The organism is Burkholderia sp. BCC1047, from assembly GCF_902833155.1.
GTDB classification, from domain to species: domain Bacteria; phylum Pseudomonadota; class Gammaproteobacteria; order Burkholderiales; family Burkholderiaceae; genus Burkholderia; species Burkholderia sola.
Map to the genome: position 1 here is coordinate 58,669 of NZ_CADFEH010000001.1, position 12,629 is coordinate 71,297.

The 12,629-nt window shown below is 69.0% G+C and carries 12 protein-coding genes and 1 pseudogene; 5 read left to right on the top strand and 8 right to left on the bottom strand.

The annotated features are described in order from the left end of the window. Positions 1 to 133: 133 nt before the first annotated feature. Both HWX55_RS00225 and HWX55_RS00230 read left to right on the top strand, forming a co-directional pair. Positions 134 to 874: a response regulator gene (locus tag HWX55_RS00225; RefSeq protein ID WP_050016245.1), complete on the top strand. Its 741-nt coding sequence runs from the start codon at positions 134 to 136 to the stop codon at positions 872 to 874. Then, entirely contained in the window at positions 871 to 2,193 is a 1,323-nt protein-coding gene (locus HWX55_RS00230; RefSeq protein ID WP_175973033.1) for an ATP-binding protein, read from the top strand. The genes HWX55_RS00225 and HWX55_RS00230 overlap by 4 nt, the downstream gene beginning before the upstream one ends. Before the next feature lie 72 nt (positions 2,194 to 2,265). Here HWX55_RS00230 and HWX55_RS00235 read toward each other — a convergent pair whose 3' ends face one another. The 4 genes from HWX55_RS00235 to HWX55_RS00250 form a co-directional block, all read right to left on the bottom strand. Then, a complete protein-coding gene (locus HWX55_RS00235; RefSeq protein ID WP_175973035.1) occupies positions 2,266 to 2,877 on the bottom strand; it encodes an alpha/beta fold hydrolase in 612 nt (203 codons plus the stop codon). Between the two features lie 61 nt (positions 2,878 to 2,938). After that, a complete protein-coding gene (locus HWX55_RS00240; RefSeq protein WP_175973037.1) occupies positions 2,939 to 3,673 on the bottom strand; it encodes a metallophosphoesterase family protein in 735 nt (244 codons plus the stop codon). Positions 3,674 to 3,771: 98 nt separating this feature from the next. Beyond that, entirely contained in the window at positions 3,772 to 4,308 is a 537-nt protein-coding gene (locus tag HWX55_RS00245) for a GNAT family protein (protein ID WP_175973039.1), read from the bottom strand. A 12-nt stretch (positions 4,309 to 4,320) separates the two neighbouring features. Next, positions 4,321 to 4,959, bottom strand: a complete 639-nt coding sequence (locus tag HWX55_RS00250; RefSeq protein WP_175973041.1) for a LysE family translocator — start codon at positions 4,957 to 4,959, stop codon at positions 4,321 to 4,323. Between the two features lie 304 nt (positions 4,960 to 5,263). On the opposite strand from HWX55_RS00250, the gene HWX55_RS00255 reads away from it, so the two are divergent. The 3 genes and pseudogenes from HWX55_RS00255 (at position 5,264) to HWX55_RS00265 (ending at position 9,004) form a co-directional block, all read left to right on the top strand. After that, on the top strand, positions 5,264 to 6,457 hold the full coding sequence (locus HWX55_RS00255) for a porin (RefSeq protein WP_050016236.1): 1,194 nt from the start codon (positions 5,264 to 5,266) through the stop codon (positions 6,455 to 6,457). A gap of 73 nt (positions 6,458 to 6,530) precedes the next feature. Then, positions 6,531 to 6,635: pseudogene (locus HWX55_RS00260) on the top strand (aldehyde-activating protein); the annotation flags it as partial. Between the two features lie 443 nt (positions 6,636 to 7,078). After that, positions 7,079 to 9,004 (top strand): SMP-30/gluconolaconase/LRE-like region family protein, encoded by a 1,926-nt coding sequence (locus HWX55_RS00265; protein WP_175973043.1) that lies wholly within the window; start codon positions 7,079 to 7,081, stop codon positions 9,002 to 9,004. Positions 9,005 to 9,047: 43 nt separating this feature from the next. Here the strand turns inward: HWX55_RS00265 and HWX55_RS00270 are convergent, their stop codons facing one another. Genes HWX55_RS00270 through HWX55_RS00285 form a run of 4 tightly spaced genes read right to left on the bottom strand, consistent with a single transcriptional unit; the run spans position 9,048 to position 12,595 of the window. After that, complete coding sequence (locus tag HWX55_RS00270; protein WP_175973045.1) at positions 9,048 to 9,989, bottom strand: c-type cytochrome; 942 nt, start codon at positions 9,987 to 9,989, stop codon at positions 9,048 to 9,050. Next, on the bottom strand, positions 9,986 to 10,684 hold the full coding sequence (locus tag HWX55_RS00275; protein WP_175973047.1) for a c-type cytochrome: 699 nt from the start codon (positions 10,682 to 10,684) through the stop codon (positions 9,986 to 9,988). Before HWX55_RS00275 ends, HWX55_RS00270 begins: the two co-directional genes overlap by 4 nt. 49 nt (positions 10,685 to 10,733) lie before the next feature. After that, positions 10,734 to 11,795 carry a substrate-binding domain-containing protein gene (locus tag HWX55_RS00280; RefSeq protein WP_175973049.1) on the bottom strand — a complete coding sequence of 354 codons (1,062 nt, stop codon included), beginning with the start codon at positions 11,793 to 11,795 and terminating at the stop codon, positions 10,734 to 10,736. Positions 11,796 to 11,803: 8 nt separating this feature from the next. Continuing rightward, complete coding sequence (locus HWX55_RS00285) at positions 11,804 to 12,595, bottom strand: transcriptional initiation protein Tat (RefSeq protein WP_175973051.1); 792 nt, start codon at positions 12,593 to 12,595, stop codon at positions 11,804 to 11,806. Between the last annotated feature and the right edge of the window lie 34 nt (positions 12,596 to 12,629).

Sequence of the window (12,629 nt, forward strand, 5' to 3'; positions counted from 1 at the left end):
TGTCCGGCCCGTCGCGCGTGTGCAATGTTGTGTGTCGTCGCGGTTGCGCGATACATTGGGATACAAATGCGTGCCCGCCGTGCGGTATAAAAGCGGACATCGCCCGCCCGAACCCCGATACCGCCCCCGACTCATGGACAAGATCGACCACGTGCTGATCGTCGACGACGATCGCGCGATCCGCGAACTGATCGCGGACTACCTCGAGAAGAACGGCATGCGCGTGTCGCTCGCCGCGAACGGCCGAGAGATGCGCAACGTGCTGGACGACGGCGCACCCGACCTGATCGTGCTCGACCTGATGCTGCCCGGCGAGGACGGCCTGACGCTGTGCCGCGACCTGCGCGCCGGCAAGTTCCGCACGGTGCCGGTGCTGATGCTGACCGCACGCGGCGAGGAAACCGACCGCATCATCGGCCTCGAGATGGGCGCCGACGACTACCTGGCCAAGCCGTTCGCGGTACGCGAGCTGCTCGCGCGGATCCGTTCGGTGCTGCGCCGCGCGCGCATGCTGCCGCCCGGCATGCAGGTGACGGAAACGGCCGCGCTGCTCGCGTTCGGCGAATGGCAACTCGACACGACCGGGCGCCACCTGCTCGACGCCGAAGGGACGCTGGTCGCGCTGAGCGGCGCCGAATACCGGCTGCTGCGCGTGTTTCTCGACAACCCGCAACGCGTGCTGACGCGCGACCAGTTGCTGAATCTCACGCAAGGGCGGCAGTCCGACCCGTTCGACCGCTCGATCGACCTGCTCGTGAGCCGGTTGCGCCAGCGCCTGCGCGACGGCGCGCGCGAACCGCGCTACATCAAGACGCTGCGCAACGAGGGCTACGTGTTCTCGTCGACCGTCACCGCCGTCGACGGTACGCCATGAGCGCGCGCACGCCGTGGCATTGGCCGCGTTCGCTGTTCGCGCGGCTCGCGCTGATCCTGTGCGTGGGCCTCGCGCTCGCGCAGACGCTGTCGTTCTGGCTCACCGTGACCGAGCGCGACCAGGCGACCACGAACCTGATGATGGGTTACATCGAGCGCGAGGTCGCCAGCTCGGTCGCGCTGCTCGACCATCTGCCGCCCGCCGAGCGGGCCGCGTGGCTGCCGCGCCTCGCGCGGCGCAGCTATGCGTTCATCCTCGGGCCCGGCCAAACCGGCACGCCGCCGGAAGCGCGGCTGTCGGCGCGCGTCGAGCGCTCGATCTCGGACGGCATCGGCGGCGATTATCCGTTGACCGCGAATTCGATCCCCGGCGACAGCGAACATCTGCAGGTGCATCTGCGGCTGACCGACGGGTCGCCGCTGACGATCGACATCCACCCGATGTCGACGGTGCCGCTGTCGGGCTGGCTGCCGGCCGTGCTCGTGGTGCAGCTCGCGGTGCTGGCCGCGTGCTGCTGGCTCGCGGTGCGGCTCGCGACGCGGCCGCTCAAGCAACTCGCGCAGGCCGCCGACGCGCTCGGCCCCGACCTGAAGGGCGAGCGGCTGAACGAAGACGGGCCGTCGGAGGTCGCGCGCGCCGCGCGGGCGTTCAACGCGATGCAGGACCGCATCGCGCAGTACATGGCCGAGCGCATGCAGATCCTCGCGTCGATCTCGCACGATCTGCAGACGCCGATCACGCGGATGCGGCTGCGCGTCGACGTGATGGACGACGACGCGCAGGGCGCGAAGCTGCGCCAGGACCTGCTGGAGATGGAGCATCTGGTGAAGGAGGGCGTCGCGTATGCGCGCACGCTGCACGGCACCGAGGAAGCCGCGCGCCGCATCGATCTCGATGCGCTGCTCGACAGCATCGTGTACGACTACACGGATGCGGGGCAGGACGTCGCGCTGCACAGCCATGCGCCGCTCGCGCTCGTCACGCGGCCGAAGGCGCTGCGGCGCATCGTCGGCAACCTCGTCGACAACGCGCTGAAGTTCGCGGGCACGGCCGAGATCGACGTGCGGGCGGCGCCGGACGGCGGCGCGGTGATCGCGGTGCTCGACCGCGGGCCCGGCATTCCGGACGATCAGCTCGACGCGGTGTTCGAGCCGTTCCGGCGCGTGGAGACGTCGCGCAATCGCGATACGGGCGGCACGGGGCTCGGCCTCGCGATCGCGCGGCAACTCGCGCTTGCGATGGGCGGCACGCTCACGCTGAACAACCGGACGGACGGCGGCGGGCTCGAAGCGCGGCTGACGCTGAGGAACGCGGGGTGATGTGACGCGGCGCGCGAGCGTCGCCGCTTCAGGCGCGTACCGAAGCGGGCGATGACTGCGATGAGTGCGACGTCACACGCGTTGCAGATGCGCGTCGACGAGCGGCGCGAGCGCTGCTGCGTGCGCGGCCGCGAGATCGTGACGGCCGCCCGGCACGACATGCAACTGCGCGTCGGGCAGCCGTTCGAGCAGGCGCCGGCCGGCCGCGACCGGGCTGATCGGATCGTCGTCGCCCCACAGCAGCAGCGTCGGCTGCGCGATACGGCCGATGTCCCGCGACAGGTCCGCGCGAAACGTGATGAACCAGTCGGGCAACCGCGGGTTCGCTTCGGCGAAACCGGCGCGCCAGTCCTGCGCGCCGAGCCCGGCCATGTCGAGGCCGCCGGACGTGACCGTCAGCACGAGATGCGTGACGAGATCCGGCTTCTCGAGCGCCGCGCGCAGCGCGATCACGCCGCCCATCGATTGCGCGATCACGGCGGTCGGCCGGTCGACGGTGGCCAGCACATGACGCACGAGGCTGTCGAAATCGTCGACGGCCGGATCGTGCGGCGTGTCGCCGAAGCCCGGATACGCGACGATCCGCCGCTCGGCCCGATGCGTCAGCATGCCGGCCAGCGGCTGCCAGAACGCGGTGCTGCCCGATGCGCCGGGCAGGAAGAGCAGTTGCGACGGGACGGGCATGACGTTTCGTGCTCCTGTAATCGAGGCGAAGCTCAGCTAGTAAGGGCGTGGTCCGCGCGCGTCAGCAGCGGCCGGTGCGCAGCGCGACCGTCCAGTCGTCGCGCCCGCGCGACGTCGCGATGGCGGCGGCCGTGTGCCAGTCGTATTCGACCGCATGGAACTCGACGTTCCAGCCGGCGGCCGTGCGCGACACCATCGCGTAGCGCGCATGCGGCGAGCCCGTCTCGATCCGGTGCGGATGCGGCAGGTCGTCCGCGTACGCCTGCAGCCCGACGCTTCCCGGATTGACGATCAGCCGGCCGTCGTCGAGCTTCGCGGTGCGCGGCACGTGCGTGTGGCCGCACAGGATCAGCGAGGCCGCCGTGTCGCCGGCGCGTTGCGCGATTTCGTCGGGCGTGGCCGCGCGGCAGCCATCGGGCGTGACGGTTTCGAGGAAATAGACGAGGTCGCTGGCCGGCGTGCCGTGCACCATCAGCACGTCGCCGTCGAGCGTCAGGCGTTCGGGCAGCGCGGCGATCCACGTGCGGTGGTCGGCGCGCAGCGTGTCATGCGCCCAGCGATCCGACAGTCCCATCGCGTCGCGCTCGTGCGTCAGCAGTTGCCGTTCGTGATTGCCCTTGATGGTCGGCAGGTCGAGCGCGATCAGGCGATCGGCCGTCTCGGCCGGATGGAGCGCGCCCGACAGGATGTCGCCGAGGTTGACGATCACGTCGGCGCCGCGGCGGCGGACGTCGTCGAGCACCGCGTCAAGCGCGGCGAGGTTGCCGTGGATGTCGGACAGCGCGGCGATTTTCATGGCGGCAAGGCGATGTGGGGAACGGCGATTGTCGCCAATTCGGCGCGGGGCGTCCAATTGCGTCGCGGCATCGGCGCGTGATAGGCGGCGCAGTGGCGTCAGTCGGTCGCGAGCCGCGCGTACATCGCGAAATCGCCCGGCGTGCCGCGCACCATCTTGTAGGCGCGCAGCAGCCCTTCGTAGCGGTAGCCGCACTTCTGCAGCACGCGCGCGGAGCCCGCGTTGCGGGTCAGCACGACGGCCTGCATGCGGTTGAAGCCGCCTTCGGCGAACGCCCACGCGGTGACCGCGTCGCACACCGCGCTCGCGATGCCGCGCCCCCAGTGCGATGGCGCGAGGTCGTACGCGATCTCCGCCGAGCGGTTGACGGTGGACACCGTATGCAACCCGACCGTCCCGACGAGTGCGCCCGAAGCGGTGTCGACGATCGCGAGACGCCGGATCGAATCGGGATCGGTCGATTCGATGTTGTCGAACAGCGGCAGCAGATCGTCGGGCGAGCGCAGGTTCCAGCTCGTGTGGCGGAAAACGTCGGGATTCGACAGGTACGCGTACCACGCGTCGAGATCCGCGCGTTCGAGTTGCCGGAGCGACAGGCCGGGGAATCCGGCGCCCGGCGGCGCGGCGATTCTCATCGAACCGGGCGCCTACGCGGCATGGCGCCGGTACAGCGCGAGCGAACCGGCGAGTGCGAGCAGCATCGCGCCGCACGTGCGTTCGAGCCACAGCGCGCCCGAGCGCTTCAGCAGCCGCACCGCGCGTGCGCCGAGCAGCGCGTAGCCGAACATCACGACGCCGTCGAGCAGCGCGAACGTGACCGCGAGCGCGACGTACTGCGGCGCGAGCGGCGCCAGTGGATCGAGGAACTGCGGCAGGAACGCGGAGAAGAACAGATAGCCCTTCGGGTTCGTCACCGCGGTCAGGAAACTCTTCGCGAAGATCGACGCGTTGCGTCCGGACGCCGTACCCGCGCCGCGCTGCGCCGCCGCGACATCGAGCGATCCCTTCGACATCAGCAGCCGGATGCCGACATACGCGAGATAGGCGGCGCCGAGCCACTTCACGACCGAGAACCAGAACGCCGACGCCAGCAGCAGCGCGCCGAGGCCGAGCGCGACCGCGACGATCAGCACGAAGTCGGACAGCATCGCGCCCGCGAAACCGTAGGCCGCGCGGCGCACGCCGTAGCGCGAGCCGTTGGTCAGCGCGAGCAGCACGGTCGGGCCGGGCGTCGCGATGCCGACGAACGCGACGGCGGCGAAGATCAGCAGGGTCGTTTCACGCATGAAGGAGTTCCCGGTTGAAGGCGCGCAGCCGATTATCGTCCGCGTCGCCCCGCGCTGTACAGGCGCGGCGACCGCGCTCCCGGCCGGTCTCAGACTATCTCAATTTTGACAAGAAACTGTTGTCATTATTCCGCTTTGGAACGGAACCGGTTCCAACTACCATACCGGCCGCAGCGGGCATGCCCGCCGCGCCGTCGCGCACGGACGTCGCCGGTGTCGCACCGCCGGCGGATGTCGGCGTCCGTGCGCGCTACTCGCCACAGCCAGCCAGAACAACGGGTTCACCGCCCGGAGACAACCAACCATGAACAAGCAACTGATCGCAGCGCCGCTGCTGCTCTCGCTCGCCGGTGTCGCCGCCGCGCAAAGCTCCGTCACGCTGTACGGCATCGTCGACGCGGGCGTGACCTATCGCAGCAACGAACGGGTCGGCTCGGCCGGCGCGTACACCGGGCATTCGAGCGTCGGGCTCACGACCGGCAACCTGTCCGGCAGCCGCTGGGGCATCAAGGGTTCCGAGGATCTCGGCGGCGGGATGCGCGCGCTGTTCGTCCTCGAGAACGGCTTCGACATCACCAACGGCACGTCGGGCCAGGGCGGCCGCCAGTTCGGCCGGCAGGCGTTCGTCGGCGTCGGCAGCGACCGCTACGGCACGATCACGCTCGGCCGCCAATACACGTCGCTCGACGACTTCGTGAGTCCGGTCGGCCCGTCTTCGTTCATTGGCGGCTTCGGTGCGCACCCGGGCGACATCGACGATCTCGACCAGACCGCGCGCGTCGACAGTTCGATCAAGTACACGAGCGCGAACTACGCGGGCTTCACGTTCGGCGCGCTATACGGCTTCGGCGGCCAGCCGGGCAGCATGAAGCAGCGCAACACGTGGAGCGTCGGCGCCGCGTACGCGGCCGGGCCGCTGCGCGTGGGCGTCGGCTACGAGCGCTCGGACAACAGCAAGACGGGCGCGACCGATCCGACGGCGGGCAAGTGGCAGAGCACCGACGACGGCCTGTTCAATTCGTCGATCAACGAAGGCTATGCGAGCGCGCAGTCGCAGCAGGTGATCGCGACCGGTGCGACGTACGACTTCGGCCCGGCCGTCGTCGGGGTGAACTACAGCAACGTGCAGTACCGCAGCGGCGCGCAGTCGCTGTTCTCCGGGCATGCGACGTTCAACGTCGCGGGCGTGTTCACGCGCTGGAACGTGCAGCCGCAGACGCAACTGTTCGCCGGCTACAGCTACACGCGCGGCAGCGACGTCGACGGCATCGACAACCGCGCGCAGTATCACAACGTCACGCTCGGCGCGGTCTACGACCTGTCGAAGCGCACCAGCGTGTACCTGCTCGGCGCGTACCAGCATGCGTCCGGCACGACGCTCGACGCGCTCGGCCGGCCGGTGGCCGCGACCGCGTCGGTGTCGGACAAGGCGAATGGCCATTCGTCCGACTCGCGATCGCAGGCGATCGTGAGCCTCGGGCTGCGCCAGAAGTTCTGACGCGGCGATCGTTGCGCGTGCAACGGGGCCCGCGGCTGCTGCGGGCCGTCGTTGTCGGCATGCTCGCCCGCAACCGACGATGCACCTGTTCTACGGGCAACGCGTGATCGACGTCGTCGATGCGCTGCCGAAATACGTCGACGGCCGGGACGGCCCGACGCTCGATCCGGCGAGCTGAACGATCGCCGTCGTGCGCCGGTCCGGCCGACGCGCGGTTTTTCCCGCCACACGCCTCCTTTTCCTCCGCTTCCCTTCCGTGCCCGAAATCGCGAAAAGCCGATCGCGCCGCACAATAATTTTTCTCTTTCATTTTAATTTCGATTTGTAATAATCGAAAAGAATTCCGGGATGAAAAGGCAATGCGGCATGTCAGAAAAAATGACGTATTTGCATTGGATGACCCGGAAGAAAATGCCGGGAATGCGCCGAAACCGCGCGGCTTGGCAGGCCGTCGCGATGCGGTTTCGGAGATTTTGCGATCTTTGACGAAAAAGCGCCGGACGGCAAAATGCGTGGAGTGAATAATTCGGGGGAACGGCCAATGCGCATTTGCCGGAATCACCAATATTTCATGCGCCGCGATTTACAGTGTCGACCATTGTTCGTCTGGGAGCATTATTCATGTCAATGAAACAAATCCGCGCGGCGTTGCTGGGAATGTGCATCGCGCTGCTGGCGCCGTCAAGCCATGCGCAGGCGCAATACTCGACCGACTGGCTCGCGAACACGTACGGCACGCTGGCCTCGCACGTCGGCAACGGCGCGCGCTCGATGTGGGTCGCGCCCGAGGGCGTGATCTACACGGCGTCGCGCTGGGACGAGAGCGCGGGCGGCGTCGCGATCTACCAGAACGGCCAGCCGCTCGGCACGATCGGCATCCACGACGAATTCCACGGCGGCGCGATCACCGGCAATTCGACGTCGCTGTTCGTCGCGCTCGGCTACAACCGCACGTTCGGCAGCGGTTCGGTGGGCCGCTACAACCGCAGCACGAACCAGCGCGACCTGCGCATTCCGGTCAGCACGTGGACGGGCATCCAGTATGCGGACGTGATCACGGGCCTCGCGACGGGCGGCAACCTGCTGTACGTGAGCGACTTCTACGGCAACCGCGTGCGCGTCTATACGACCGACGGCGTGTGGCAGCGCGACATCGGCGTCACGGGCCCCGGCGCGCTGGCGCTCGACGCGGCCGGCAACCTGTGGGTCGCGCGCAAGAGCGCGGGCGTCGTCGCGCAGTTCAGCGCGACCGGTGCGGCGATGAACACGCTCCAGATGGCGGCCGGCGCGCGGCCGGCGTCGCTGTACTTCGATGCGCCGATGGGCCGGTTGATGGTGGGCGACGAAGGGCCCGACATGAACATCAAGGTATACGGCGGGCTGCCCGGGATGCCGGTGCAGGTCGGTACGTTCGGCGTGCAGGGCGGCTATCTCGACACGACGACGGGCATCAAGGGGCAGGTCGGCGACAAGCGCTTCACGCGCGTCGCGGCGCTCGGCAAGGATGCGGCCGGCAACCTGTACGTGCTGAACAACGCGTGGGGCGGCGGCTGGGATCTCGGCCGCAACGGCAGCACCGATCTGCATTCGTACAGCCCGGTCGGCACGCTGCAATGGAAGCTGCAGGCGCTGAACTTCGAGGGCATCGCCGCGCCCGATCCCGCGACCGACGGCGCGTTGTTCTTCAGCGGCAACAATGTGTATACGGGCACCGCGGGCGGCACGTTCGTCGCGAACACGATCGACCCGTTCACCTATCCGAAGGACCCGCGCCTCGACATGAACGACTATCAGCGCGGCCAGCACTTCGGCCAGCTCGTGACGGTCGGCGGCAACCGGATCCTCGTCGCGTCGGGCCAGAATCCGGGCAACTTCAACTTCTATTACTTCAACACCGCGAGCGGCTATATCGCGATTCCGGCCGGCTCGCTGCCCGGCAAGCCGTTCAACACGACGCTGCAGGTGACGGCCGGCTTCGACATCGACGGCAACGGCGACGTGTGGGCCGGACTGAACGGCTCCAACGTGATCACGCGCTACCCGATGACGGGCTTCGACGCGACCGGCAAGCCGTCATGGGGCAAGCCGGTGACGACGGCCGTGCCGAGCAGCGTGGCGCCCGTGACGCGCATCCTCTACCAGGCCGACAGCGACACGATGATCCTCGCGCAGGGCCTCGCGGGCAACTGGGACTGGACCGCGATGAACGGGCACATCGAGGTCTATCGCGGCTGGAAGAACGGCAACACGAGCACCCCGAACCCGGTGATCAACCTGACGAGCGCGAACCCGAAATCGATCGCGGCGGCCGGCCACTACCTGTTCGTCGGCTATGTGCACACCGTGCCGAACATCGACGTATTCGACCTGAACACCGGCGCGCTCGTCACGACGCTGACGAACTCGAACACGTCGGCGATGGACGTCGGCAACGACGTCGACTCGATGTACGGCGTGCAGGCGTACCTGCGCTCGACCGGCGAATACGTGATCACGAAGGACAACTACAACGGCTCGAGCATCGTCGTGTATCGCTGGCGTCCGTGAGCGTGCCGGCCGCGCGGGTCGTATCGGCCGGCGCGGTCGGGCGTCATGGCGCGCCGAGCACGCGGCCGTTCACGCTGCGCCCGTACATCGAGTCGGGCGAATCGTGGAACTTCGCGCGCGTGTCCTGCACGGAACCCGTGAAGCGCGGGTCCTGCGGGCGTTCGTGGCTGTCCATGAAGGTCGCGACGTCCCACGCTTCCTGATCGGTCAGCGTGCCGCCGAGCCCGAGCGGCATGTTGGCCTTGATGAAGCCGGCCGCGTTGCGGATGTCGCCCATCCCCGCGCCCCAGTTGAACGAGTGCGCGCCCCACAGCGCCGGGAACACCGGCTTGCCGCCGCTCGACTGGCCCTGGCCGTCCGCACCGTGGCACAGCGCGCAGTGCTGCGTGTAGACGGCCGCGCCGCGTGCATAGTCGGCCTTTTGCGCCGGCGGCGGCAGTTTCGGAAAACCCTGACCCGGCAGCTTCGTGCCGACCGGCGCGCCCGTCGCGAGCCAGTACGCATACGTCTCGAGCGCGACGAGGATCGGATCGCCGGCCGGCGGCGCCTTGCCGTTCATGCTGTAGCGAAAGCAGCCCTGCAGGCGCTCGGCGAACGTGTTCACGTGGCCGTTCTTCGCGCGGTACGCCGGATACAGCAGGTACGCGGCCCACATCGGGATCGAATCGGGCCGGCGGCCCGCGTCGAGATGGCAGCTCGCGCAGGTCAGCTTGTTGCCGACATACTTGCCCGCGAACTCGGGCGTGTGCAGGAAGATCTGCTCGCCGAGCCTGACGGTCTTGCCGAAGTCGTCCGCGGGGATCGCGGATTCGGGCGGCGGCGCGAACGATTTCGTCGCCGGCGCGATTGCGACGGGCGCGGGCGGGGGGGCGGAAACGGCGGCCGGCGCGTCCTGCGGTGTCGCCCCGAACGCGAGCGCGGGCAGCCAGGCCGCGCCGAGCAGCGCCGTGCGGGCGCGGCGGATCAGCGTCGTGCGGTCGGTCATCGCTTGTCTCCTTGCGCGGCGCCGCCGCGTGCATAGTAGGCGGCCACCGCGTCGATGTCGGCGTCGGACAGCTTGCCGGCGATCGTCGGCATCAACCCCATCGGCCCGGGCGGCCGCGTGCCGTGTTTCCAGCCATGCAACTGGCCGGCGAGATACGCGGCCGGCTGTCCGGCGAGCGGCGGAAACGCGGTGCCGACGCCGAGGCCGCCGGAGCCGTGGCATTGCGCGCACGCGGGCAGGCCCTGCGACCAGCGCCCGCGTGTCGCGAGCCACGCGCCGGTGTTTGCCGGATCGAGCGACGCATCGTCGGGGGTGAAGACGCCGGCCGGCGCGGGCAGGCTCGCGAAGTACGCGGAGACCGCATCGCGCTCGTGCGGCGGCAGCAGCGTCGAGAGCGGCTGCATGACCGCGTTCTGGCGGCTGCCGTCCGCGAAGGCCGCGAGCTGCGCGGACAGATATGCGGCGTTGGCGCCCGCGAGGCGCGGGAAGCCGGCCGCCGCGTTGCCTTCGCCGTGGCTGCCGTGGCAGCCGATGCAGGCGGCGACGCCCGTCGCCGTGCCCTGTGTCGCGATCGTCTTGCCGAGCGCCGTGTCGTCCGCGTGCGCGTGGCTGGCCAGCAGCGCGGCCGCGGCGAGCAGCAGCGGTGCGAACCGGCGTCGCGATGGTTCTCGCCGTGTAGCGACCGCATCGTTCACGTGTCCCCTCCTTGTTGTATGTGGCGCGCGCCGTGCGGCGGCCGGACCGTCAGCTTGCGGCAGGCACGCCCTGCGCCGGCGCGAGATGCGGCGTCGGCTGGCTCGCATCATATCGACCGAAGCCGTAGCGCTGGAATATCCCGAACGCTTCCGGCGACCGGATGAACGCGAGCCATGCGCGCGCGGCTTCCGGATGCGGCGCGTCCTTCACCATCGCACCCGCGTAGATCGCGGTCGTGTTCTGCTCGGCCGGAATGTCGATGTGCATCAGCGGATGCCCGACCTGTTCCTGGAACGCCGCTTCGGATTGCCACAGCACGCTCGCGTCCGCGCGCCCCTGCATCAGGAACAGCGCCGTTTCCCGATGATGGATATGCGTGAGCTCGGCCGTGCCGGCGCGTACCTTGTCGTCGTAGACGGTGCGCGCGAGCGCGTCGCCACCTGCCTTCACGAGCGATGCGCGGATCTGCCGCGCGACGCCTTCGAACGCCGGGTTCGGCATCGCGAGTTTCACGTCGGGCCGCGCGAGATCGTTTAGCGATGCGATGCGTTTCGGATTGCCGGCGCGCACCATGATCGTCAACCGGTTCGTTACGTACGGCACGGCCGGGCCCGCGAGCGTGCCGTCCGCGATCAGGCCGTCGATCTTGCCGAGCCCCGCGAAATACGCATCGGGCTTGACCGTCCACGTCATGTTGCCGACGGTGATCGTGCCGCCTGCATGGATCTGCTTGACCAGCAGGCCGGGCGGAATCGTTTCCCAGTAGATGCGGCCGCGATACTCGGGATGGTCTTCCTCGAACTTCGCGACGAGCGGCGCCATCGCGAAGAAGTAATTGCCGCCGACGAACAGCACGAGCTTCGGCGCGGTCAGGTCGCCGTGGAAATCGGCGAGCACGTCGACTTGCGGCACCGTGAATTCGAGGCCGCGATGGATGGCGTCGTTGTTGCGGCCGTCCTGCCACGGCGGAAAGATGCGTGCATCGGTGTTGGCGGGCGCGGCGAGTGCAAGCGCCGACGCACAGCACGACCACGCGGCCAGCGCTGCGCGCAGCGTGCGCGGGCGGCGGCGCGCCGCCGCCGATTGCGGTTTCATCGGGATCGAGGTCATCGACGCACTCATTTCGCGTACGTGAAACCGGCCTGCTGCAGCTTGGGCAGCGTGCCGACCGCGCCCGGCGTGACGATCGCCGACGGAATCACGTGGTTGGTCAGGTCGGCCGCGAGTGCATCGAGCGGCAGCTTGTCGGGGTTCGCATGCGCGCCGTCGAGCCGCTCGGCGAGTTCCCAGATCGCGTTGTGGCACGACAGGAACACGACGCCGCGCTGCTGCAGCGCGGCGACGCTGTTGTCGTGCGACGAGAACGCGCCGTCCGGCAGTTCGTGGCCCTGCGCGCCTTTCGCTTGCACCGGCTTCGCGTCGAGCAGCGTGTTGGTCGGGAACGCGGCGCCGGCGAATTTCGCGAGGCCGTATTTGTCCCACGCGCCCTGGTCGAACAGCGCGAGATGTGCGCTGCCGTGGGTGGCCGACACGACGAGGAAATCCGGATGGCCGTACGACCAAATCTGCGCATTCAGCGAATTGCGCATCAGGTTCAGCCACGGGCCGCCGAGTTCGGTGTTGTCCCACACTTGCTTCGGGCCGCCGCGATAGCCGATTACTTCGGCGAGCGCCGCGTGGTCCCACTGATCGGGGCGTTCGAGGATCGTCGGCACCGTCTTGAAGTCGCGTCGTCGCGGTGTTGCCGCGAGGCGGCGCGTGAGGTCGGCGAGGCGCGCGGCGCCGTCGGGCAGCAGCGTGCCGGTGTCGGGCGCCGCGGCGTGCGCCGGGCGCGTCGCGGCAACGAGTGCGGTGCTGGCCGCGAGGCCGAGTGTCTTGAGTGCGCGTCGGCGCGCCTGTCGGTCGGACATCGAGCTCTCCCGGATCGTTTTTGTGGGGGGCGAG

Bases quoted from the DNA above. Each gene is read 5' to 3' on its own strand.
- HWX55_RS00225 (WP_050016245.1), top strand. From the start codon at position 134: ATGGACAAGATCGACCACGTGCTGATCGTCGACGACGATCGCGCGATC.
- HWX55_RS00230 (WP_175973033.1), top strand. From the start codon at position 871: ATGAGCGCGCGCACGCCGTGGCATTGGCCGCGTTCGCTGTTCGCGCGG.
- HWX55_RS00235 (WP_175973035.1), bottom strand. From the start codon at position 2,877: ATGCCCGTCCCGTCGCAACTGCTCTTCCTGCCCGGCGCATCGGGCAGC.
- HWX55_RS00240 (WP_175973037.1), bottom strand. From the start codon at position 3,673: ATGAAAATCGCCGCGCTGTCCGACATCCACGGCAACCTCGCCGCGCTT.
- HWX55_RS00245 (WP_175973039.1), bottom strand. From the start codon at position 4,308: ATGAGAATCGCCGCGCCGCCGGGCGCCGGATTCCCCGGCCTGTCGCTC.
- HWX55_RS00250 (WP_175973041.1), bottom strand. From the start codon at position 4,959: ATGCGTGAAACGACCCTGCTGATCTTCGCCGCCGTCGCGTTCGTCGGC.
- HWX55_RS00255 (WP_050016236.1), top strand. From the start codon at position 5,264: ATGAACAAGCAACTGATCGCAGCGCCGCTGCTGCTCTCGCTCGCCGGT.
- HWX55_RS00265 (WP_175973043.1), top strand. From the start codon at position 7,079: ATGTCAATGAAACAAATCCGCGCGGCGTTGCTGGGAATGTGCATCGCG.
- HWX55_RS00270 (WP_175973045.1), bottom strand. From the start codon at position 9,989: ATGACCGACCGCACGACGCTGATCCGCCGCGCCCGCACGGCGCTGCTC.
- HWX55_RS00280 (WP_175973049.1), bottom strand. From the start codon at position 11,795: ATGACCTCGATCCCGATGAAACCGCAATCGGCGGCGGCGCGCCGCCGC.
- HWX55_RS00285 (WP_175973051.1), bottom strand. From the start codon at position 12,595: ATGTCCGACCGACAGGCGCGCCGACGCGCACTCAAGACACTCGGCCTC.